General features: G+C 73.6%; 12 protein-coding genes and 1 pseudogene. 8 read left to right on the top strand and 5 right to left on the bottom strand.

The window, feature by feature from the left end:
* Positions 1-158: 158 nt before the first annotated feature.
* Positions 159-1,955 (bottom strand): serine/threonine-protein kinase, encoded by a 1,797-nt coding sequence (locus DRB89_RS26245; protein WP_112451942.1) that lies wholly within the window; start codon positions 1,953-1,955, stop codon positions 159-161.
* Positions 1,956-2,395: 440 nt separating this feature from the next.
* Between DRB89_RS26245 and DRB89_RS26240 the strand changes: the two genes are divergently transcribed.
* From DRB89_RS26240 to DRB89_RS26230, 3 genes and pseudogenes are all read left to right on the top strand, one after another.
* On the top strand, positions 2,396-5,716 hold the full coding sequence (locus DRB89_RS26240; protein WP_112463439.1) for an FHA domain-containing protein: 3,321 nt from the start codon (positions 2,396-2,398) through the stop codon (positions 5,714-5,716).
* Positions 5,717-5,877: 161 nt separating this feature from the next.
* A complete protein-coding gene (locus DRB89_RS26235; RefSeq protein WP_112451944.1) occupies positions 5,878-7,341 on the top strand; it encodes an ABC transporter substrate-binding protein in 1,464 nt (487 codons plus the stop codon).
* Positions 7,342-7,434: 93 nt separating this feature from the next.
* Positions 7,435-7,710, top strand: a pseudogene (locus DRB89_RS26230) (winged helix-turn-helix domain-containing protein); the annotation flags it as partial.
* 92 nt (positions 7,711-7,802) lie between these two features.
* Here DRB89_RS26230 and DRB89_RS26225 read toward each other — a convergent pair.
* Together DRB89_RS26225 and DRB89_RS26220 are read right to left on the bottom strand one after the other, a co-directional pair.
* Positions 7,803-9,293 carry a PepSY domain-containing protein gene (locus DRB89_RS26225; RefSeq protein ID WP_112451712.1) on the bottom strand — a complete coding sequence of 497 codons (1,491 nt, stop codon included), beginning with the start codon at positions 9,291-9,293 and terminating at the stop codon, positions 7,803-7,805.
* An 82-nt stretch (positions 9,294-9,375) separates the two neighbouring features.
* Complete coding sequence (locus DRB89_RS26220; RefSeq protein ID WP_112463438.1) at positions 9,376-10,224, bottom strand: hypothetical protein; 849 nt, start codon at positions 10,222-10,224, stop codon at positions 9,376-9,378.
* Between the two features lie 65 nt (positions 10,225-10,289).
* On the opposite strand from DRB89_RS26220, the gene DRB89_RS26215 reads away from it, so the two are divergent.
* From DRB89_RS26215 to DRB89_RS26195, 5 genes are all read left to right on the top strand, one after another.
* Positions 10,290-10,931, top strand: coding sequence for a rhomboid-like protein (locus DRB89_RS26215; protein WP_204357866.1), 642 nt, complete (start codon positions 10,290-10,292; stop codon positions 10,929-10,931).
* A gap of 58 nt (positions 10,932-10,989) precedes the next feature.
* Positions 10,990-11,823 (top strand): tyrosine-protein phosphatase, encoded by an 834-nt coding sequence (locus DRB89_RS26210; RefSeq protein ID WP_112451714.1) that lies wholly within the window; start codon positions 10,990-10,992, stop codon positions 11,821-11,823.
* Positions 11,824-11,924: 101 nt separating this feature from the next.
* Positions 11,925-13,847, top strand: coding sequence for a hypothetical protein (locus DRB89_RS26205; RefSeq protein WP_112451715.1), 1,923 nt, complete (start codon positions 11,925-11,927; stop codon positions 13,845-13,847).
* A 110-nt stretch (positions 13,848-13,957) separates the two neighbouring features.
* Positions 13,958-14,875 carry a metal-dependent hydrolase gene (locus tag DRB89_RS26200; protein WP_112452874.1) on the top strand — a complete coding sequence of 306 codons (918 nt, stop codon included), beginning with the start codon at positions 13,958-13,960 and terminating at the stop codon, positions 14,873-14,875.
* The gene (locus DRB89_RS26195; RefSeq protein WP_112452873.1) at positions 14,872-15,927 is read left to right on the top strand and encodes a PDR/VanB family oxidoreductase; all 1,056 of its coding nucleotides are present in this window, start codon (positions 14,872-14,874) and stop codon (positions 15,925-15,927) included. The genes DRB89_RS26200 and DRB89_RS26195 overlap by 4 nt, the downstream gene beginning before the upstream one ends.
* Before the next feature lie 72 nt (positions 15,928-15,999).
* On the opposite strand, the gene DRB89_RS26190 is transcribed toward DRB89_RS26195, so the two are convergent.
* Both DRB89_RS26190 and DRB89_RS26185 read right to left on the bottom strand, forming a co-directional pair.
* Positions 16,000-16,449 (bottom strand): hypothetical protein, encoded by a 450-nt coding sequence (locus DRB89_RS26190; RefSeq protein ID WP_162688728.1) that lies wholly within the window; start codon positions 16,447-16,449, stop codon positions 16,000-16,002.
* 14 nt (positions 16,450-16,463) lie between these two features.
* Positions 16,464-22,940: an RHS repeat-associated core domain-containing protein gene (locus DRB89_RS26185; protein WP_239516344.1), complete on the bottom strand. Its 6,477-nt coding sequence runs from the start codon at positions 22,938-22,940 to the stop codon at positions 16,464-16,466.
* Between the last annotated feature and the right edge of the window lie 19 nt (positions 22,941-22,959).

Here is a 22,959-nt window from a genome sequence, read left to right as displayed (position 1 = left end):
GGGGTTGTAGTCCACGGATCGCGGCGACCTTCACTTCTGCGGGCGAAATCACGTCCCAGAAGTCGACAAATCCACGAAGTCAGCGGTACAGGGCCCGATTCGGGCCCCGAACCCGCGTCGCGGGACGTCGACTCAGGGACGCGACTCAGCGACGCGGCTCAGGGATTCGAGCCGCCTCCCGTGGCGTCACCGATCGTGCCGACCCAGTCGACGACGTCCGAGCCCCAGGTCCACACCTGGTCCCACCAGCCGCGGCCGGTGCCGACCCACTCCTGGAGCGGGGTCAGCTCCCAGACCAGCCAGCCCGCGACGAAGAACACCAGGATCATGACCAGGCAGCCCTTGAGGCAGCCCAGGCCCGGGATCCTCACCGGGTTCGCGCCGCGGCGGCGCGGCTCGCGGGGCTCCCGCTCGGCCGGCTGCCGCGGCGGACCCTGCGGGGGCTGCTGCTGGGGAGGCGGCTGGGGCTGGCGGTACTGCGGCTGCCCCTGCGGCTGCTGGTACTGCTGCGGCTGGTGCTGCTGCGGCTGGTGCTGCTGCGGCTGGTAGTGCTGCGGCGGCGGGGGCGCGTACTGCTGCTGCGGCTGCTGGTACTGCTGCTGCTGCGGCGGCGGGGCCTGCCGGTAGGGCTGCTGCTGCGGAGGCTGCTGCGGCTGGCGGTACTGGGGCGGCTGCTGCGGCTGCTGCGGCGGAGGCGCCTGGCGCTGCGGGCGGCGGCGCAGCGGGTCCTCGCTCGGGTCGAGGTACTGCATCTGCGTCTGCTCGTTGCGGTCGCGGGCGGCCTGCATCTGCGACTGCCAGGGGTGCGGCTGGTCCGGCCGCTGCACGGGCGGCAGCACGGAGGTCGCGTCCGCGACGGGACCGCCCTGGCCGCCCGGCCCGCCGGTGCTCGGCAGGACGGAGGTGGCGTCGGCCGCGCCGACCGGCGGCAGGACGCTGGTCATGCCGTTCGGGTCGTAGGCGCCCATCGGGGAGTTCCCGGCGCCGCCGGGCAGCATCTGGGTGGCGTCCGCGGCGCCCGGGGTCGCGGGGACCGGCGCGGGCGAGGGGTCGGGCGCGAGCAGGGCGCCGACGCCGAGCGCGGCCTCGACCTCGGCGGCGGTGGAGTGCACGCCGATGCCGGAGGCCACGACGCGCAGGCCGCGCGCCAGGCTCTGCGCGCTCGGGCGCTCGTACGGCTCCTTGCGCAGGCAGCGCTCGATGACCGTCCACAGGGGCTCGGGCACGTTCGCCGGCCGCTGCGGGTCCTCGCTGAGGTGGCGGTGCAGGACCTCGAGCGCGGAGCCTCCGGCGAAGGGCGGCCGGCCGGTGAGGAGTTCGTAGAGCAGGATGCCGGCGCCGTAGATGTCGACGGCCGAGGTCTGCGGGCGGCCCTCGGCGGACTCGGGGGCGACGTAGGCCGGGGTTCCGACGAACTCGTGCGTGCGCGTCAGGCCCGGGGAGTCGGCCAGGCGCGCGATGCCGAAGTCGGTGAGCATCGGCTTCATCTGGCCGTCGCGCTCGTCCAGCAGGACGTTGGCGGGCTTCAGGTCGCGGTGGACCACGCCGTCGGCGTGGCTGGCGGCGAGCGCGTCCGCGATCTGGGCGGTCAGCAGGCTCGCGGCGACCGGGGTGAAGGGTCCGTTCGCGCGCAGGTACTTGTGCAGGTCGGGGCCGTCGATGAGGTCCATGACGAGCGCCAGCAGATCGCCCTCGACGACGAGGTCGCGGGTGCGCACGATGTTGGGGTGGGTCAGGCGCAGCAGGACGGAGCGCTCGCGCAGGAAGCGCATGACGATGTCCGCGTCCTGGGCCAGCTCCTCCTTGAGGACCTTGATGGCCACGGTCTCGCCGGGGTGGCCGGCGACTGCCGCCTCCGCACCGGCTGCCTCCCGCTGGCGGGCGCGCCAGACGGTGCCCGTGGCGCCGCGCCCGAGCGGCTCCTCGAGCAGGTACTTGCTGCCGACTGGCCGCACGTCACGCGCTCCCTGCTGTTGGTTGCCGTAAGTCGATTCGGCGAATGGTTTTCCGGCCCACTCTAGGGGGTGCCCTGAGGGAAGACGCCGAGCGTGGGAGGTTGGTTGCCGTACCTGTGTACGGAGGGTGAGATTCGCGGTGTATGCCAGGGGCGATTTTCCCTGCCTTGCTGTCCTTATCCGACCGTCCCGGTCGCAGGTCCGGAGCGGGTCCGTGACCGATCAAGATCACTTGTTGGTGGGCGGCGGGCGTGTTGTGTACGACAGGTGCGAGGATGCACCCGTACGGAACGGCCGGGACGGGAGCCCCGCCTTCCGGGCAGACCTGACCGGACGACGCGTCCGTGCCGGGTGGGGGCGGACGGGCACGCATGGCATGTCCCGTGGATCCCTGCCGGGCGCATACACCGCGCACCGCGCAGAAGGGACCGCTGACGGCGATGCAGATCCGGCTGACCGTTCTCGGGTCGGGGTCGCGCAGCGGCCACCTGGCCGCCTCCACGACCGCCTCAGGCACGGGCTCCGGCACCGGGCCCGCCGGCTGCGACGTCCTCGTCACCGCACCCGCCGGCACCGCGCTGTCCGCGGTGGCCTCCGGACTCGCGGCGACCGTCGGCGGTCCCGACACCGGGGGCACGGTGGTGCTGTACGCCGGTACGGAGCGGCTCGATCCCGGGCGCAGCGTGCTCGGCGAGCCGCCCCTCGTGGACGGGGCGGTGCTCTCGCTGAACGTGCCCGGCCCGCACGTCCTCAGCGACGGTGAGACCGGGGACGGGCCCCAACTGCACGTCGTCGCCGGGCCGGACGCGGGCGGGGTGCACCTGCTGCACCCCGGGGCGATCCGGATCGGGCGATCCGCCGACGCGGACGTCCCGCTCGACGATCCCGACGTCTCGCGCCTGCACTGCACCGTCACGGTGCTGCCGGACGGGCGGGTGGCGGTGGCCGACCTCGGCTCGACGAACGGCACCACGCTCGACGGCGCGGTGGTCGGCGCGGACCGGGTGGCCCTGGCTCCCGGGGCGCTGCTGCGGGTCGGCGAGTCCACCCTCCGGCTGTCCGTCGGACCACCGCCGTCCCCCCTGCCCGTCACCCCCGACCTGGAGGGCCACCTCGCCCTCGCCCTGCCGGGCGGCCCCCGGCCGCAGCCGCAGCTCCCCGGCGCCGACGTGGGCGCCGACGCGAGCGGGGCCGGGCCGGGCGCGCCGGCCGCGGGGTCCGGTACGGTCCCGGGCCCCGGCGGGGACCCGCGCGAACGCTTCCCCCACCCCTCCCCTTCCCCCGACACCGGGGCCGACAGCGGGGCCGGGTCCGGCACCGGGGCCGGGTCCGGCCGGGACCGCGTGTCCGGCGCCGAGGACCACCGCCAGGCGGGCTGGGAGACGCCCGACGCCGGGCGCCCCGGACCCGGATCCGGCGCCCCCGGCACGGAGCCGCACTCCGGCGGCCGAACCAGCGGGCACTGGCCCGGCGCAACGGGCGCGTCCGGCGCAACCGGTGTCGAGCACTACGGCGAGGCCGGCTGGGACAGCGCGCCCGGCCCGGCCCGCGGCGGCGGCACCGGGTCGGTGCGCACCGGTCCCGACGCCGGTCCCGACGCCGGCCGGGACACCGGGTCCGGCGCCCCGGACTCCGCCTCCGAGCCACGGCGCGGGGCCCGGCGCGGGATCGGGGCCTGGGCGCGGAAGTGGGTGCGCGGGGAGGAGCCCGCGGAGGCGGAGCCGCCCGCGGAGACCGCGTCGGTGGCCGCCGTCGCCGTACGGCCCGGATCCGACGATCCCGCCGCCCTGCTGCTCGCCGCCCTCGGCCCGGCCCCGAGGCTGTGGGCCGGGCCCCCCGGGCTCGAGGTCACGCTCGGCGCCGGCAGCAAGGTCGCGCTCCGCGAGGCCGGCGGGCTCGGCATCGCCGGCCCCCGGGCCCGGCTGACGGGCGTGGCCCGGTCGGTGATCGCCCAGCTCGCCGCCCTGCACGCACCCGGGCAGCGCCTGGAGGTCGTACTGGTCAGCACCGACCGGGCCCGCCCGCTCGCCGAACGCCGCCGCGACTGGGGCTGGCTCGGCTGGCTGCCCCACGTACGGCCCGCGCACGGACAGGACTGCCGGCTGCTGCTCGCGTACGACCGCGATCAGGCGGCCGCCCGCACCGGTGAGCTGACCCGCCGCCTCGACGACGGCCCGCTCGGCACCCACTGGGCCGCCGCCTCCCCGGACGCCGTCCGCGAGGCCTCGAACGGCTACCGCGGCCCGTACACCCTCCTCGTCCTCGACGGGGATCCCGGCCCCGGCGCCCTCAGGGACGTCGCCAGCAGGCTCGCCTCGCACGGGCCGGCCGGCGGGATCCACGTCCTGGCCCTCGCCGAGGCCCCCGCCGCGACACCGGCCTCGCCCGTCACCGAGACGTTCGAGACGGCCTGCGCCGCGTCCCCCGCCTTCCGGGACTGCGGCGCCGCCGCCCTGCTCAGCGGTGACGTGGCCACGGCCGTACGGACCTTCGCGGTCTCGGGCGGCAAACCGGCCGGGCCCGGCCGGGCGGCCACCGCCGACGCGGTCTCGGTGGCCTGGGCGGAGCGGTTCGCCCGCGCCCTGGCCCCCCTCAAGGCCGACTCCCCCGCCACCGAGGGCTACCGGCCGGCCGCCGCCAGCCTGCCCCAGACCTCCCGCCTGCTCGACGAGTTGGGGCTGGCCCGGGCCACCCCGGCCTCCCTGATGGCCCGTTGGGCCGCCGCCACCGACCAGGGTCAGCGCGTCGGCGGCCTCGCCGAGATCGTGCTCGGCACCGGCCGGCGCGGGCCGGTGGGCGCCGAACTCGTCACCGACGGACCGCACATGCTGATCGAGGGGCCCGCCGGCAGCGGCCGCACCGAGCTGCTGCGCTCCGTCGCCGCCTCCCTGTCCGCCGCCGCCCGCCCCGACCGGCTCGGCCTCATCCTGCTCGACGGGGCCGGCGGCGAGCGCGGCGACGGCCTGCTGCCCTGCACCGAGCTGCCGCACGTCTCGGCGCACCTGATCGCCTCGGACCCGCTGCGCATGCGGGAGTTCGCGCAGGCGCTGGGCGCCGAGCTCAAGCGGCGCTCGGAGCTCCTGGACGGGGTGCCGTTCGCCGAGTGGCACGCGCTGCGCGAGGTCTCCGACCGGATGGTCTCGCCCCGCCAGCCCACCCCCGGCGAACTGCGCGGCGACCTGGAGCCCCAGCGCTCCGGCACCCTGCGGCTGCGCTCCTCGGTCGCCCGCGCCGACCAGGCCGCGGGCCCGAGCCCGCTGCCGCGCCTGGTGGTGCTCGTGGACGACTACGACGCCCTGGTCGCTCCGGGTCTGGGCAGTACGGGCCGCCCCGCCGCCGGTTCGGTGGTCCGCGCGCTGGAGGCGGTGGCCCGCGGGGGGGCCCGGCTCGGTGTGCACCTGGTGGCCACCAGCGCCCGCCCGGACCGGACGGCCGACACCGAGCTGGCCCGGCTCACCACCCTGCGCGTGGAGCTCGACGCCCCCGACCAGCCGGGCCCCGGCCGCGGCCTGCTCCGGTACGCCGACGGCCGCGACGTCCCGTTCCAGGGCGGCCGGGTCACCGGCCGGATCCCCCGGACGGCGACCTTGCGGCCGACCGTGGTCCCGGTGGAGTGGGAGCGGATGGGCGATCCGCCGGCCCGCCGCCCGGTCCGCGAGCTGGGCAACGGACCGACCGACCTCGCCCTGCTGGCCAGCGCCCTGGACCGGGCCTCCCACCTGGTCGCGGCCATACCGGTGCTGTTCCCGCCGGCCCCCTGACCCCGCCCCTCCCGGCGGGGCCGGACGGGCCCCGGGGGCCGGTGGGCCGGTCGCGCGCACCGGTGCGCGGGCCCCGAGGCGGTATTGCGGGGGTGCTCGGGGCGGCGTAGACCTTGTGGCACGGGACACACCAGGGCCAGCGAGGCATCGGGGGCACAGCCATGCGCGAGCACGGAACGAGCCGCACCAATTCCGGCACGGAGACCTACACGGAGACGGGCGCGAACACCGGCGCGAAGACCGGGCCGAACACCGGCTCCGGGCCCGGCGCGAAGGACCGTACGAGAACCCGCGCCTGGGCCGCGCTGCTCGCGGCGGGCGCGCTCGCGCTCACCGCGTGCGGCGGCGGGGACGACGGCAAGAAGGCGGACCCGCCGAGCGACGGGGCGACGGGCGGGCCGGCCGTCTCCTTACCCCGCCTCGACGGCGAGAAGCTGGAGGTCGCCGCGGTCTGGACGGGCCCGGAGCAGGAGAACTTCACCAAGGTGCTGGCGGAGTTCGAGCGGCGGACCGGCGCCAAGGTCACCTTCGTCCCGGCGCAGGACCCGATCGTCACCTTCCTCGGTACGAAGATCGCGGGCGGGGCCCCGCCGGACGTGGCGCTGCTCCCGCAGGTCGGGGCGCTGGTGTCGGCCGTCAAGAGCAAATGGGCGCAGCCGGTCGGGGCCGAGGCGCAGGCCCAGCTCGACCGGAACTACTCGGCCGGCTGGAAGACGCTGGGCGCGGTCGACGGGGTCCAGTACGGCGTCTACTACAAGGCCGCCAACAAATCGCTGATCTGGTACAACGCGAAGGCCTTCGAGGCGGCGGGCGTGCAGCCCCCGAAGACGTGGAAGGAACTCATCACCGTCGCCGACACCCTGTCCGCGTCCGGCACCCCGGCGGTGTCGGTGGCCGGGGCCGACGGCTGGACCCTGACGGACTGGTTCGAGAACGTGTACCTCTCCCAGGCGGGCCCGGAGAAGTACGACCAGCTCGCCAAGCACGAGATCAAGTGGACGGACGACAGCGTCAAGGCGGCGCTGACCACGCTCGCCGAGCTGTTCGGCCGCAAGGACTTCCTGGCGGGCGGCCAGAGCGGGGCGCTCGCGACGGAGTTCCCGAAGTCGGTGACGCAGACGTTCACCGGCGGCGACCGGCCGGCGGCCGCGATGGTCTACGAGGGCGACTTCGTGGCCGTGAACATCGCGCAGACCGACGCGAAGGTGGGGAAGGACGCCCTGGTCTTCCCCTTCCCCTCGGTGGGCGCCAAGGCCCCGGTGGTCTCGGGCGGTGACGTGGCGGTCGCGCTGAAGCCCTCGAAGGGGGCGCAGGCCCTGCTGACGTTCCTGGCCTCGGCGGACGCGGCACGGATCCAGGCCCGCGAGGGCGGGTTCCTCTCCCCCAACAAGTCGGTCGGGCCGGACGCCTACCCGAACGACATCCAGCGCGACATCGCCAAGGCGCTGATCGCGGCGGGCGACGACTTCCGCTTCGACATGTCGGACCAGGCTCCGGCGGCCTTCGGCGGGACCCCGGGCGCGGGCGAGTGGAAGGCGCTCCAGGACTTCCTCGCGAACCCGTCTGACGTGGCGGGGGCCCAGGCGAAACTGGAGGCGGACGCGGCCAAGGCCTACGGGAACTGACCCCGTGTCCCCCGCCGCTCCCACCCCGGCCGCTCCCCCGCCGGACGATAGGTACGTCAGGTCCAGGACCTCGCCGTCCACCTCGGCGGTGCCCTGGTCCGCATCGACCCGGCCCAGCGCACCGCCGAGGTGGACGGCGAGGTCCTGGACCTGACGTACCTGGAGTTCGAGCTGCTGGCCCACCTGGTCGCGCACCCGCACCGGGTGCACAGCCGGGACCAGCTGGTGACCACGGTCTGGGGCTACGGGCACGTCGGCGACGGCCGGACCGTGGACGTCCACGTCGCGCGGCTGCGCCGCAAATTGGGCGCCTCGCACCGCGGCGCGATCCAGACCGTGCGCCGGGTGGGGTACAAGTACGCCCCCTGAGCGCACTTATGACGGATCGGCATCCGTGCTGACATGACATCGGGCCCGTACTCACGAGGGGGAGTACGGGCCCGCTCTCATGCCGGGACCCGCTAGAGCGCCTTGGAACGGCGCGACGCCGCGAAGCCCAGCGTCAGGTCCACCGCCAGGAACACCAGCAGGCTGATCCCGAGCAGCGGCAGGAACCAGCCCACGACGGCCGTCGCGGCGGCCAGCGGCAGGAGCACCGCCACCGGGAGCTTGCGCCACGCCCCGCGCGGCTGGGCGCGGCCGACCGAGAGCGTGCGGTCCTTGGTCGGTCGGCGCAGCCACCACATGCGGTAGCCCCAGACGACCATGAACATCACCAGGACCGCCAGGGCGGCCAGCGCCAGCTGGTTGGCGAGCCCGAAGGTCAGGCCCATGTGCAGGTCGATGCCGAAGCGGGTCAGCTGGGCGGCCAGCGGGTGGTCGGCGAAGCGGAGTTCGTCCATGACACGGCCGTCGGCGGGGTCGACGGAGACCGCGTCCAGGTGCACCGGCACCTGCTTGTCCTGCTCCTTGAGCACGTACCCCTTGCCCTTGGCGGGCAGGGTGATCCGCAGGGACTCGGTGACCCCGGCGGCGCGCGCCGCCGCGACCGCGCCGTCGATGCCGATGGCGTCGGCCGGGGTGGGGGGCGCGGCCTGCGCGCCGTCGGCCGTGCCGTGCCCGGCGTGCTCGCCGCCCGCGTCGGCGGCCGGGGCGCCGCCGACCTTGGCGGAGACGGCCGGGGTGGCCCCGCCGAGGCCGTCCTTGAGCTCCCCGATGTTCTCGCCGGCGTACTTCGACCAGGTCAGGCCGGTGGCGGAGAGGCCGACGAGGCCTATCGCGATCCAGACGCCGACGGAGCCGTGCCAGGAGAGGGTCTTGCGTCGGCCCGACGCCTTGCGGTCGGGCACGACGAGCGCGGCCCTGCGGGTGCGTCGGCGGCCGATCCACAGCGCGAGCCCGCCGAGCACGACCACCCACAGCCAGCTCGCCGCGAGCTCGCTGTAGTTCCGCCCGAACTCCCCCAGCTGGAGGCTGGAGTGGAACTCGCTCAGCCACGCCCGCAGCGGCAGCGCGTCACCGACGGTGGTGAGCTTCCCGCGGACCTCGGCCGTATACGGATCGACGAACACGGTGAGGGTCTCGCCCTCGGCGAGTCCCGGGCTCTCCATGATCACCCGGGTGGTGTCCTCCGCCTCGGGCGCGGGCCACACGGAGGTCACCTCGCCCTGGGGCGCGGCGTTCTTGGCCGCGTCCACCTGCGCGCCGAGCGGCAGCGCGGTCGCGCCGACGCGGTCGACCGTCAGCTCGTCGGCGTAGAGGATCTTCTCGGCCTGCCAGGAGGCGGCGTAGAGCAGCCCGGTGGTGGCGGCGATGAACAGCAGCGGGGCGATCAGCACCCCGGCGTAGAAGTGCAGGCGCAGGAGCAGCGGCCGCAGGGCGGCCCAGGTTCCGGCGCGAGAGGGGGCCGCCGCGGGCGCTTCGGGTGCGGCCGCTGCGGATGCTTCGCCTTCGCTTGCTTCGGGTGCTTCGGGGTCCGCTGCGCGGATCTCCCGGACGTCGTCGACAGACATGGGTGTCCTAGGTGGGTGTGGGCGGAGACATGGGTGATCGGCCCCAGGTCCCGCCGCCTCACCGAGGAGGCGCGCCGTTCGGTCAGGCGCGGGCGGGACGGCCGGGGGCCGTGATGCGGATCCGTCCGCGCGCGGGCGGCCCGCGCCGCTCGGCGGTGTGCGCGTGCACGGCCCCGCGCAGGGTGCGCGGCCGCGCGTGGGCGGCGGGGCGCGCCACGGGCGCCGGCGGGGCGGGGGTCCCGCGCGTCCACAGCAGTGCGAGGACGCGGGCGAGCGGCCGGGCGGCGAGCAGCGCGCCGGCCGCGAGGACGGAGGCGAGCCGGAACACGGCGGCCTCGCCCCGGGCCAGCCAGAGCGCGCAGAACAGCCCGGCGAGGACGTGCGCGGCGATCATGCCGAGGCCGTCGTGGGCGTGACCGGCGGCCATCCCGCCCATGCCCGCCATCCCGGCGAGGTCGGCCATCCCGGCGAGGTCGGCCATCCCGGCCATCGCGCCCGTGCCGGCCATCCCGGCCATGCCGTCCGCACCGGCCGCGCCGGCCGTCCCCGCCATGTCGGCCATGCTCGCCATGTCGGCCGTGCTCGTCATGTCCGCCATGCCGGGCATGGAGTGCGCCCCGGAAGCGCCCGCGTGGGCGCCGTTCGCGCCCACGTCCGTGCCCGCCGTGTGGTGGCTGCCGGCCGAGGCGGAGAAGACGAGGTGGAGGACCGCCTGTACGCCGAGCAGCGCGGCGGAGATGGAGAGCGGTCCGCGCCGCCGCCCGGTCCCGAGCCAGACGAGCCCTCCGGTCAGCCCGAAAGCGGACAGAAGACCCAGGAGCGGAATGTCCGTACCGGACATGTACGAATGCCCCACCGCACCCAGTGCGACAGCCACCGCCGCGAATACCGCGGCCCGCGTGGCGCGCATCGGCGCGGGGCTGTGTGACATGACCAGGGCATGCTGCCACGGGGCCCGCTCTCACTCAACGCCGCCCCGTGGTCGATCATGTTCGAATGAACCGACTGCCGTTGACAGTGCCGCTGGGCGCCGTGTACGCGGGCGGGGTCCAGCTGGGGGCGTACGCCCTGGAACGACTGGATCCGGCGGCGCGGGAGCGGCTGCTGCGCAGGTGCTCGACCCATGCCGACAACCTCGATGCCGGCCGCTGGGGGACCCTGGCGGCCAGTGCCTTCCTCGTGGAGGAGCCCATGCCGCTGCCGTACGCCCTGCTGCTGGCCGCCGTCCTCGGGTACGCGGAGTACGCGTACGGGGCCTGGTGGGCGGCCGCCGCCTTCCTGTTCGGGCACGCGGCGGCGACCCTGCTGGTCTACGGGGTCCTGCGCCGCACGGCCGGTCCGGACACCCGGCGGGCGGTGGACGTGGGCACCAGCTACGGGTTCAACACCGTGCTCGGCGCGCTGACCTCGGCGCTTCCCCCCGGGGCGGTGCGCACCACCGCCCGGGTGGGGCTGCTGGCCCTCGCGGTCCGGCCGCTCCTGCGCCGGGAGCGGACCTTCACGGACGCCGGGCACCTGGTCGCCCTGGGGCTGGGCGTGGGAGTCTCGCTGGCCGCCGATTACCTATCCGGGGCGAAATCTCGGAAAATCATAGAGCTGACACGCGTCACCCAGCGCGTGCCGGCCTCGGCCATTTAGTTCTTCGATCATTCGTTTTTCGAATGCCACCGCCACCGCCACCGTTGGAGCCGCCACGATGACCGCCACCTCCGCCACGACCGTCGCCAACCTCCGCGACCTGGGAGGCACGCCGCTCCCCGGCGGCCGCACCGTCCGCTCCGGCCTGGTCTTCCGCTCCGGCCAGCTCGACCGGCTCGACCTCGAGGCCGACCGGGTGGTGGCGGCGCTGGAGCTCCGCACGGTCCTCGACTTCCGCACCGACGTCGAGCGCGCCGAGCACCCCGACCGGATCCCGGCCGGCGCCCGCCTGCTCATAGCCGACGTCCTGGCCGACAAGGTGAACGCCGACATCGGCGGCGCGGAGGACTCCGAGGGCTCCGGTGGCCCCGGCAAGATACCCGCGGCCCAGCTCAAGGACATGCTGTCCGACCCGGTGGTGGCCGAGGAGCACCTGGGCGGCGGCAAGGCGCAGGCCCTGTTCGCGAGCGTCTACCGCTCGCTGGTGAGCTCCGGCTCCGCGCAGGCCGCGTACCGGCTGATGCTCACCGAGCTCGCCGACCCCGGGGCGGGGCCGCTGCTCTTCCACTGCACGGCGGGCAAGGACCGCACGGGCTGGGGCGCCACCGTGATCCTGTCGCTGCTCGGCGCGGACGACGAGACGCTGATGGACGAGTACCTGTCGGTCAACCCGGCGGTGCGGATCGCCTTCGCGCCGCTGATCGAGAAATTCACCGCGGCCGGCGGCGACCCGGACCTCGCGCTGGCGCTGATCGGCGTCTTCCCCTCCTACCTGGAGGCCGCGCTCGAAGAGGTGGACACCCGCTACGGCTCGATGGAGAAATACGTCCGCGAGGGCCTCGGCGTCCCCGACGGGACCGTCGAGGCGCTGCGCGCCCGCCTCACCGCCTGAGCGCAGGCCCGTCCGCGCACGCCGCAACGGGGCCCGGCCGGGCAGCGGTTGACCCGAACGTGTGCTTGGTAGACGGGTGACCATCCGACCATTCGCTCGTTCTGCTGAATGTGACTGCGCCGGATACCGCCACCCGCCCCCTCTCGCCCGACGTCGAGCAGGCCGAGGCCGCCATCGTCGAGCACTATCCGCGGCTGGTGCGGCTCGCCTACCTGGTGCTGCCGCCCTCCCTCGGCCGCAACCGGCGGGTCCTCACCGCCCATTCGCTGACCCAGCGCGCCCTGCCGCGCGGCCGGCGGGAGGCGGCCGCGGCGCAGGGCGGGGTGCCGGGCCAGCGGGGCGGGGCGGGCGCCGAGTCCGGTTACGCGTACGTCCGCCTGCGCGTGCTGCGCTCGGCCCTGGAGGCCGGGCTCCCGCTGACCTTCCGCGCCCTGCCCCGGCGGTCGCAACTGCCGCCGCTGCTCCCCCAGGTGTGGGGGCTGCGGCTGTTCCCGCGCTCCGGCGGCGCGGAGGAGCTGGCGCTCGACCAGTGGCTGGCGACCCTCGACGGGCCGGGCCGGGCCGCGTGCGTACTGCGGGCACTGGAGCGGCTGCCCGAGCCCGAGGTGCTGCGGGTGCTGACCGAGGCCGGGGTGGTCAATCCGGCCGCGGCCGTCGCCGAGTCCGGGGACCCGTCCACCGACGAGCTCTTCGCCTCCCCCGAGTTCGACCCGTGCGTGCTCCAGGCCCGGCCCACCGACCTGCTGCGCCGCCGCCGGCTGACCCGGGCCGCGATCGTCGGCGGGGCCGCCCTCGTGGTGTGCGGGGCGCTGCTCGCGCTGCCGGGCGGCGGCTGGGGGGCCGACGGGGCGGCGGCCCCGCTGTACGCGAAGAACGCGGCGGCGGAGCAGGCCCTGGACCCCGGGCAGCTGGTGCGGGTCGCGCCCACGGTCTGGCGTACGTCCTCGCGCACCGACTACTCGGGCTGGCCCGCGCGCGGGGACCGGGTCGACGACGCGGCCCTGCTGCGGCGGGCGCTGGCCGTCTGGGCCCGGCCCGGCCGCTCGGTGGTCGTCTCGGCGACGCCCGGCACGCCGTCCGGGCCGCCGATGGGGCCGCCGCAGCTGCTGTTCGCCGGGACCGTCGACCAGGCCGTCGTGGTCCTGCTGTACGACGGCCTGCGCGTGGCGCGGTACGCCGAACCGCTCCAGGGCACCGAGGTCGCGGCCCTCGACTTCGCCCGGACGGACGGCGCGTCGGCGGACACGGCGACGGGCCTGGTGCTCAGCCGGGTCGACGGCAACGTCCGCTATCTGGCGGCGCCGTGGGTGACGGGCGCGGCCCTGCGGGACCTGCTGAAGCCGGGCGAGGCCCCGGTGGCGCTGAAGCTGACGCCGGAGGGGATGACCCCGCCGGTGCCGAGTCCCGCCCCGGACGGCAGCTGCACCAGCTGGAACGCGCTGGCCGTGACCGGCGACGGCGCGACGCGGCTGATCACCGACCTGGGCGAGCTGACCCCGGCCCGGCTGACGTCGGGCGCGCCGGGCGCCGAGCGGAACGTGACGGAGGGCGCGGAGCTCGGCGAGTGGTCGCGGATCGCCTGCCTGCTGCCGTCGGTGCGCTCGCACGGGGTGCGTACGGTCAACGCGTGGACGTACGCGAAACAGCCGCTGCCCGAGGGCGACGGCACGGCGACCTGGCTGTGCACCCGGGCGGAGACCTGGCAGGGCACGGCGGACCGGGTGCAGGCGCAGTTCCTGGCCCCGGGGGCACCACTGGCCGCGCAGGCGGCGAAGGCGGAGGGTTCGCCGGCGTGCGGGCCGCGCGAGCCGCGGGTGCTGGCCGGGGTGCTGTGGAAGTCGAAGGCCGGCCAGTGGTACGTGCTGGCGGCGGGCAGCGCGCAGTTCGCCTCGTTGACGGTGGGCGGCGGCCAGGTGAGCGGGGCAGCGGTGGGCAACCGGCTGGCGGTGAAGGCTCCGGCGGGGGCGCAGGTGGAGCTGTCGGGCAAGCTCACGGACGGCTCGAAGGCGGGGGTTCTGCGGTAGCCCCGGCGGGGCGGGCCGGCGGCGGGTCGGCGGCGGGCAACGGCGGGGCGGCGGCAGGAAGTGGCCGCAGAGGGGTTTCCCTCCCCTGTACCCATCAGTACATTGACGCCATGTCTAATACGCCGCCCGCGCCCGCCTTCGTGGCGTCGGAACACACGGAACACATAGACCTCACGGGAGGCCTCAAGGCCCGGAACGTGTCCTTCTCCTGGGAGGACACCCCGCTCCACTGGCTGCCCGGCGACCCCTTCGCCAACCACACCATCAACGTGCTGCACCTCCTGCTCCCGGCGGGCGAGCGCTGGTTCGTGCACGTCTACAAGCAGGTGCTCCCGTACATCACGGACGAGGCACTGCGGGCGGACGTCGTCGGCTTCATCGGCCAGGAGGCCATGCACGCCACGGCGCACGACGACGTACTGCCCCACCTCAAGCGGCTGGGCCTGGACCCGACCCCCTACACCGCCCAGGTCGACTGGCTCTTCGAGAAGCTGCTCGGTGACCGGACGCTGCCGCCGGGCAAGGCGCGCAAGTGGTGGCTGATGGAGCGCGTGGCGATGATCGCGGCGATCGAGCACTACACGGCGTTCCTCGGCAACTGGGTGCTGAACGCCGAGGAGTTGGATCGCCGGGGCGCCGATCCGATGATGCTGGACCTGCTGCGCTGGCACGGCGCGGAGGAGGTCGAGCACCGCTCGGTGGCCTTCGACCTCTTCATGCACGTGGACGGCAACTACCGCCGCCGCGCCAGGACCTGGGCCACCGCCTTCACCGCGCTGGTCTTCCTGTGGCAGCGCGGGTCGCGCTACTTCATGGAGCACGACCCCGAACGGCCCGGCTCCAAGGCCTCGTTCGGCCAGTTCCACCGCGCCGGCCGCAAGGGCACCCTGCCCTCCACGGGCGCCATGCTGAAGTCGATCCCGACGTACCTCTCGCGTACGTACCACCCCTCGCAGGAGGGCTCGACGGCCCAGGCCGTCGCCTACCTGGCCTCCTCCCCCGGCGCGAACGGCGGTTTCACGGCATGAGGCGGGGCACGGCGGCGACCGTGGTGGCGCTGGCGGGCACGGCGTGGCTGGCGAAACGGGCGATCGGCCGGCGCATCAACGGCGGCTCGCCGCTCTGGCCGCTGCCGGCGCTGGAGAACCCGGTGTCGGGCTACTCGCCGCGCCGCTGGATCCCCACGCTGATCGTCTCCCGTACGGAGCCGGCGCAGGGCGTGCTGTCCCTGGTGCTGGAGTCCCCGGAGCTCCCCCCGTGGGCCCCGGGCGCGCACGTGGACGTGGCGCTCCCCTCGGGCGTGGTCCGCCAGTACTCCCTGTGCGGCGACCCGGCCGCACAGGGCCGCTACACGATCGCGGTCCGGCTCGTCGAGGACGGCCGCGGGGGCTCGCGCGAGGCGCACGCGCAGCTGGTGGAGGGCGCGGAGCTGTCCGTCCGCCCGCCGCGCAACCGGTTCCCCCTGGAGCCCTCCCCCTCGTACGCCTTCGTCGCGGGCGGCATCGGCATCACGCCGATCCTGCCGATGCTGCGGGCGGCCACGGCGGCGGGCGCCGACTGGACCCTGCTGTACGGGGGCCGCTCGCGCACCTCGATGCCGTTCCTGGCGGAGCTCGAGGCGTACGGGGACCGGGTCACGATCCTCCCGGAGGACGAGGCGGGCCTCCCCGACCTGGCCCCGCTCTCCGGGAGCCCCGAGGGCACCCTGGTCTACTGCTGCGGCCCGGCGCCGCTGATGGAGGCGGTCCGGGCGGCGGCCCCCGCGGGGGTCCCGGTCCACCTGGAGCGCTTCTCCCCGGCGGCCGGGGCGGGCGACGCGAAGCCCTTCACGGTGGAACTCCACCGCTCGGGCCGGACCGTCGAGGTCGCGGCGACGGAATCCACCCTGGCCGCGGTGCGCCGCGAGCTGCCGGACACCCCGTACTCCTGCGAACAGGGCTTCTGTGGCACCTGCCTGCACCGGGTCCTGTCGGGGGAGGTCGACCACCGGGACGCGCTGCTCACGGACGGCGAACGTGAGGACTCGATGCTCCTGTGCGTCTCGCGCGCGGCCGCGGACCGCCTGGTCCTGGACCTGTAGGGGCCCGGCCACGGGCACGTGAACGCGGGAAGGCCCCGGAGACCGAAGTCTCCGGGGCCTCGTGCCGTCGCCTTACGGTGCGGGGGTGGCGGCCTCCTTCTTGAGGAGTGCGTGCCGTCCGTCACCGGTCCAGGTGGCGAGGACCTTCAGACCGCCCTGGTCCTTCACCTCTATGCCGACGGTGCCGCCGCCGGTGAAGCGCAGGTCGACCCGGGACTCGTCCCCGATGTTGGTGAGCACCCACTCTCCGCTGCCCGCGACGAGTCCCTTGCCGGGTGAGGTGACCCCCCCGCCCGGCAGGGCGTCCGCGCGCAGCTTGTCGGCCGCGAAGGTGCCGTCCTCCTTCAACGTCACTCCGCCGATCGACCCGTCCTTCCAGCCGCCGACCATCTCGGCACGCTGGACGCCGGCGGCGTCCTTCAGCGATGGCCCGCCGCCGGAGGACCCGCACCCCGACACGGTCGTGATCAGGGCCAGCGTCCACAGGAGCGTGCGCACCGCGATGCGCCGGCGTCCGGTCATTCCGGTGTCCTTCATCAGTACCTCAGGGTCTCTCGCCACGACACGGTCAGGTTCCTCCGCCGCGCGAAGCCACCGATGCCTCCCTCGTCGAACTGGGAGACGATCAGGGTATCCAGGCCGTCGTAGCCGGTCACCAGGTGTGCGAAGGACGAGAGGTCCGTCTCCTCCCTGACGGTGAACTCCACCTGGACCCCTTCGTCCGAGGTGGCCACCACGCGACCCGTGATCTTGAACGAGCCGAGCAGGACCTTCATGGAGTTCGGGTCCTCCAGGCCGTTCCCCATGCTGCGCAGGTCCTGGTACAGCTGGCCGGCGAACTCCATCCCCTCGAGGTCGGAAATCGAATAGTTGGCGAGGTTGTCGAAGTAGCCCTCGTTGGTCGACTTGGACAGCTCCATGGCCTTGGTGCGGGCGTCCTCAGCCAGCTTCGTCGCGGCCAGTTGCATGGCCAGCGTGGAGCCGTCGCCGAAGGTCAAGTCGGTGGGGCCGAGGCCCGACACCCACAGGGCCGCGACATCCTGGACCGACACGTCGGGCGCCAGCGTGCTGGCCGCCGGTTCCGTGCACGCCAGCAGGATCGGGTCGGCCTGGCACATCTGCGAGTGGAGCCGATGCGTCTCCGCCGCCGCCTCTGCCTCCTGCTGCTGGATCTTCAGGAAGAGCGGGGTGAGGATCGGGTCGTAGACCACGGGCATCATGTTGCTGCCGAGGAGGCCCTTGGGCTTCCCGCCACCGCAGTAGCCGTAGCTGCCGCAGCTCTCGAGACCGGTCGGGTCGCTGTTGGTGACCGGGCTGTTGTTCGCGTAGGTGTAGCCGTTGAGGGACTGGTGCTGGTCGAGGCTCAGCACGGGGTCGACGCTGAGGAACTGGCCGAGGGCCGCGTCGTATTCACGTGCGCCGATGTGGGTCAGGCCCGTGCCGATGTCCTCGGGCTTGTCCAAGAACCGCTTGTCCTCGGGCCAGTTGGCCGCCGCCGGTCCGCGTGCGGAGCCGAACGGGGTGGTGTAGCGCTTGGACACCGCCTGGGTGTCGTCCGCGGAGATGGTGAGCGAAGACGTTGAGTGGGCGTCGCCGGCCACGAACGACAGCTTGGCGCTGCCGGATTCGTTGGTCAGGACCGCGACCTTGGTACTGGCGATGGTGTACGAGCGGGTGGCCCACTTCTTGGCGCCCTTGAGGTGGACCTCGTTGGAGCCCGCGTAGAGGACCGTCTCGCCCGCCGGGTCACGGCGGATCAGGAGTTCGCCTTCCGCGTCGTAGACGTAGTCGGTGGCGTTGGCGCCCTCCGTGGTCTTGGTGAGCTTGCCCTCCGGACCCCAGGCCAGGCTCTGCGAGGTCGCGCTGCCCGGGGTTTCGGCGCGCTTGGTGGTGTTGCCGGTCGCGTCGTAGGTGTACTGCGGGGTCACACCGGTGCAGGTGGCGCCAGTGGTGGTGGCCGCCAGGGCGTGCGGGCGGGCCGGGTCGTAGCAGTAGGTACGGGTCTGCGGAGTCCCGGTGTTCGTCTTCTCCGTGGCCCGCTGGCCGCCCGCCGTGTACGTGTAGCTGTTCCAGTACGGAGCCGCGCCGTCGAGGTTGGCGGCGGTGCGCCCGGTCGGGTTGCAGTCGGCGGTCTTCGGGGTCCAGGCCTCGGTCATCCGGCGCTGCGCGTCGTAGGAGAAGCACTGGTTGTCGGCCTTGGTGAACCCGCTCAGCGGAGCCGAGTCGAAGATCGACAGGACATTGCCCGCCTGGTCGTAGCTGTAGGTCAGCTCTTGCAGCATGCCGTTGTGCGTCTGGTCGTTGACCGTGGACCGCAGCAGGCGGCGGGTGCCCTCCTCGTAGGTGTTGCCGACGAACGTCTTGCGCACACCGGCGGCCGCGGAACGGGCCAGGGTGAGCTGGTCGATGTCACCCAGCGGGGAGTACGACACGTTCTGCACGTAGTCGGTGGTTCCGGAAAGCCCCTTCGGGAGACCGAAGTTGTTGTAGCTCACCTGGAGGGTCTCCGCGGGCAGGCCCGCGGCAGCCGGTCCGGCCACGGTGTTCGGGGAACCGTCCAGCCGGTAGGTCGCCGTCGTGTCGGTGGTGGCGGCGATGGCGCCCGAAGTGACGAGCGGGTCGTCGGCGGGCAGGGTCAGCCGGTTCGTCGAGGGACGGCCCAGGACGTCGTACGCGGTGACCGACTTCGTGTAGGCCTTCCCGGTCAGGCCGCCCTCGTAGCGGGTGGAGGCCGAAGGGGAACCCTTGCGGACCGTGTCGTACGTCCACGCCGCGAGCTTGTTGGCGTCGGACTTCGGCGACTTCCACAGGCCCGTCTTACGGCCGAGCTCGTCGTAGCTGTACTCCAGGACCGTGTTGCGGGCGTCCTTGGACGTCGCGATCTGGTCCAGGACGGTGTACGTCGTGGTGCCCTTGCCCTTGTCGGGGTCGGTCGTGGTCACGGCCCGGCCGAAGAGGTCGTAGCCGTACGTCCACTTCGCGTTGTCGGGGCCCGTGATCGCGGCCTGCTTGCCGTCGACGGTGTAGGTGTTGCTCACACTGGTGTAGGACGTGCCGGGTGCGGTCCCCCCGTAGGCGGGGTCGTTCGGCGTGGTCCCGCCGTAGGTGCGGGTCTCCGCGGTCCGGCCCAGCGCGTCGACGATCGTACGGGTCGCGTTGCCGCCCTGGACGGCCGTCGAGGCGGTCGAGTCACCGGTGTAGCTGGTGGTCGTGGACTGCTTCTGCACGCCGTAGACGAGCAGGGTGCTGGTCGTGGGGCGGCCGAGGCCGTCGAAGACGGTCTGCGACTGGGCGGGGGTGCTGCCGTACTCGGCGCGGGCGTAGACGCCTTCCGGCGCCTTGTCCTTGTCCCAGATGTCCGCGTAGGACTCGTAGGCCAGGCCACGGGAGTCGTAGCGGGTGTCGGTCAGGATCCGGCCGCCGTTCGACGACGGGGTCTGGGTCTGCAGCGGACGCAGGAGCGCGTCCGCGATCGTGTAGACCGTCTTGTAACTGCCGTCGGGCACGAGGGCGCCGACCGAGGTCCACGGCTGCTTGCCGCGCTCCAGCAGGTAGCCGTACTTGACGTTCGGAGTCAGGGACTGGCCCCGGTTGGGCAGCCAGGTGGCGGTCACACGGCCCAGGCCGTCGTAGGTGTTGAAGGTCGAGCCCATGTTGGCGTCGATGGAACGCACGATGGATCCGCGCAGGTCCGTGTACGTGTACGTCCTGTGCTGCTGCGCGTTGGAGGCGAGCTTCGGCCCGGTGATCACCGTGACTTCGAGCGGGCCCGCGGCGGCCGGTGTGTAGCTGGTCGTGGTCGTGTTGCCGCCGGCGTCGGTGGCGGTCAACGGGCGGCCGAGCTTCGAGGTCGCCGTGTCGTACGTGGTCTTCGCGGTGGTCTGCCAGCCGGCGGCGCCGACCGGGTTGCGGTCCGCGGTGCCGCTGGCGGCCGGGTAGGCCTGGGCGCGCCCGGTCCACGTGGCCAGGCCCAGGGTGGGGGTCTGGTTGGCGGTCCAGGCGGTCGCGGTGGTGTCGTCGTACACGGTGGCCGTGTCGGACAGGACGTCACCGCGGGTCGCCGAGTTGGCGGGGAGGGTCAGCTTGTCGTCGGTGACGGAGCACTCCGCCGCGACGGTGCGGGTGCGCGAAGGCAGGCCGGTGAAGCCCTTGGCGTCATTGCGCGCGTACCAGGTGCGGGTGCACGACTCGTCGCCGGTCTTGGCCGTGTCTCCGGCCGACGAAGTCTGCGTCTGCAGGCCGTAGTCGTCGTACGCGCTGTCGGCGCGGGTGGACCGCCAGGTGTTGGAGGCGGTCAGGAAGGTGTGGCCGTAGGTGGTCCCCGTGCGGACGTAGTGCGCCTTGGTGTTGGCGTACGACTTCTGCTGGCTGGCGGTCTCCTTGCTCCAGGGGTCGGTCACCGACACGGAGGCCGGGGTGGCCCCGTCGTAGGTGATCTCCTGCCGCAGGAAGCCGGAGTATTGCTCGTCGTCGTTGATCGCGGGGATCGTCAGGCCGGACACCGGGACGGCCGCGACCGTGGTGGTGCGGGTGGCGGTGGTGCCCTTGCGCTTGTCGCCGCGCATGCCCTGCATGAAGACCTTCACGGCCTTGGAGCGGGTCTTGCCGAGGGCGCCGGTGTAGGTGGTGACCTTGCCGTAGCCGCGCCACTCGGACCAGGTCCGCTCCTTCTCCGGCGTCAGCGGGTCGTCGTTGTGGTGCCAGCCCGGGTTCGCGTACTCGTACGAGTTCTCGACGAGGTCGTTCTGGCCGGCCGGGTCGGCGATGGTGACGGCCGCGACGTTGTACTTGTGGAACCAGTCGAGCTTCGGGTCACCGCCGTTGATCGGCCAGTACACCGGATAGCAGGACAGCGCGTTGTCGTCCTCGGCCACCGGCATCTTCGAACCGCGCACGCACTCCGGGTTCGAGAGCGTGACCGTGGTGATCGCGCCCGTCTCCGAGGTGATCGTGTTGATGCGCGGACGGTTCAGCGGAACGATGTTGTCCCCGTCCACATCCACCCGGTTCGGACGCATGTGGTAGGTGAAGTCCACCGGCGGCACATCGACGGTCCCGCCGTTCTTGCCCGTGCGCTTGATCGACTTCAGGACCAGGGTCTGGTCACTGGTGTCACCCAGGTCACCCGCGTCCAGGTACTCCTGGGTCAGGTCGAACACGTCCACCAGCGCGTAGTTGTCCGGCTCCAGCGCCGTCGACCACGCGTGGGTCTGCACGTTCACCATGCGCTTGCGCGTGAAGAAGGCCGGGCCCTGGGCCTTGCACTCCTTCTCCGTGGCCGAGCAGATGGAGTCGAAGGGAACATCGGGCCAATGGTCCGAGGTGTCCTTCGTCAACGAGGCGCAGCTCGCCGCGAAGCAGCGCTCCTCGTAACCGAAGGTGACCTTGTGCGAGGGCGTGCCCGAGAAGACGGTGTCGGCGCGCTGGCCGTAGCGGATCTCGGAGAGGGTGCCGCCGCGGGTGTACGGGAGGAGCTTGGCCTCGTCGCCGTTCTTCGCGTAGTTGTTGGTCTCGGCCGCATACCAGTAGGTGGCCGCGTTGCCGTGGACGTCCTGGACCAGGTCCAGGTTCCAGCGCCAGGCCTGGGTCTCGTGGCGGTCGGCGAAGGTGGAGCCCTTGGTGTAGCCGGGCTCGCCCGAGTCGTCGCCGAACACCGGCGCGGACCAAGTCGAGTTGGTGCGCTCCGCGCCTGCGCCCGGGAGCTTGTTCAGGCCGAAGGTGTAGGTCGTGCCGTCACCGGTGAGCACCTTCCAGTACTCGCCGTCGTTGTCGCCGTTGTCGGCGCCGGTGGACCAGGTGACCTGGGAGGCGTCGTCGTCCTTCAGTCGCCACTTGCCCGTCGTGTCGTCCTTGACGAGCTCGCTGGACTTGCCGTTCAGGACGAGCGAGGCGTTCTCGTACTTCCAGCAGAGGTCGTGCTTGTCCTCCTGGCCGTCGTCGTCACAGGAGCCGTACTTGCGCTCGATGTAGGAGGAGGTCAGGTCGAAGCCCTCGCCGACCTGGGAGCCCTGGTTGTTGGAGTTCGCGGTCCGGCCGTCGATGCTGCCCGAGCTGTACGAGAACGACAGCGACGGCGAAGGGCCGGCCGCGGCGGGCGGAACGGCCACCGGGTAGGACCAGCTGAAGCCGCCGCCGGAGGAGCCGGACTCCCAACTGGAGGAGGCCGAGAGCGGGGTCGCCGCGAAGTCGCCGCCGCCCTGGGGGGAAGCGGTCTCCGACGCCATCACGGCGAAGACCGCCGGAGCCTGCGCCGGGGCCTTGGACGTGGACTTGGCCGCGGTCGGGGTTCCGGCGGAGAGCGAGGTGACATCGGCCGTCACCGTGCGGTTCTTCAGGCTGTTCGCCGAGGGCAGCGGGGTCGTCTTGCGGCACTCCGCCTTGTCGGGGGTGGTCAGCGCACACGCGGGCAGGCTGACCAGACCCAGGCGCGTGGACCAGCCACCACCCACCGCCGAGGCGAAGGAGCCGTAGTCCACGGTCAACTGCGCCGGACCGTCAGCCGTGTTGGTCGCGGTGAACAGGACACCGGTGATCCCGGCCTTCTCCGCCGCCTTCTGGTCCAGGACCTTGACCGTGGACTTGCCGCCCGCGCTGTCCGGGGAGGCCGCCGCGGGCGCTGCCGGGCCCTTGGGAACCGACGGGGACAGCAGCGGGCTCCTCACCCGCGCCGTGGACCGTACGTCGACCAGCGGGCGCGAGCCCGACCGCGCGGCCGAGCCCTCCAGCGTGGCCGCCTTCGGCCAGTCCGCCTTGGCCTCCGCCCGGGCCCGGTCCGCCTGGACCTTGTTCTCCGCCTTGTTCTTCGCCACCAACTCCACGGCAGCCTTCGCGCCCTGCGCGTTGACCGCCTTGACCTTGGCGTCCTTCGGCTTGGCGATCTTCGGGGCGCCGGGGAGGTCGGCGGCCTCCGCGGCCGGGGTCAGGATCCCCGGCACCGCGAGGGCGAGCGCCAGGGCGGCCGCCAACGGCAGCCGGTGGCGGAGGATCACTCCGCCTGGTGGTCGGATGGACACGAATGCTCCATGTGGATAG

This window comes from Streptomyces sp. ICC4, from assembly GCF_003287915.1.
Lineage (GTDB): Bacteria > Actinomycetota > Actinomycetes > Streptomycetales > Streptomycetaceae > Streptomyces > Streptomyces tritrimontium.
Note: the sequence above shows the minus strand (reverse complement) of the source record. Positions and strands in the feature narration are given on the sequence as shown.

What these genes read in the sequence shown, in the direction of transcription:
- DRB89_RS26240 (WP_112463439.1), top strand. Translation starts at nt 2,396, where the DNA reads ATGCAGATCCGGCTGACCGTTCTCGGGTCGGGGTCGCGCAGCGGCCAC.
- DRB89_RS26235 (WP_112451944.1), top strand. Translation starts at nt 5,878, where the DNA reads ATGCGCGAGCACGGAACGAGCCGCACCAATTCCGGCACGGAGACCTAC.
- DRB89_RS26225 (WP_112451712.1), bottom strand. Translation starts at nt 9,293, where the DNA reads ATGTCTGTCGACGACGTCCGGGAGATCCGCGCAGCGGACCCCGAAGCA.
- DRB89_RS26220 (WP_112463438.1), bottom strand. Translation starts at nt 10,224, where the DNA reads ATGTCACACAGCCCCGCGCCGATGCGCGCCACGCGGGCCGCGGTATTC.
- DRB89_RS26215 (WP_204357866.1), top strand. Translation starts at nt 10,290, where the DNA reads ATGAACCGACTGCCGTTGACAGTGCCGCTGGGCGCCGTGTACGCGGGC.
- DRB89_RS26210 (WP_112451714.1), top strand. Translation starts at nt 10,990, where the DNA reads ATGACCGCCACCTCCGCCACGACCGTCGCCAACCTCCGCGACCTGGGA.
- DRB89_RS26200 (WP_112452874.1), top strand. Translation starts at nt 13,958, where the DNA reads ATGTCTAATACGCCGCCCGCGCCCGCCTTCGTGGCGTCGGAACACACG.
- DRB89_RS26195 (WP_112452873.1), top strand. Translation starts at nt 14,872, where the DNA reads ATGAGGCGGGGCACGGCGGCGACCGTGGTGGCGCTGGCGGGCACGGCG.
- DRB89_RS26190 (WP_162688728.1), bottom strand. Translation starts at nt 16,449, where the DNA reads ATGACCGGACGCCGGCGCATCGCGGTGCGCACGCTCCTGTGGACGCTG.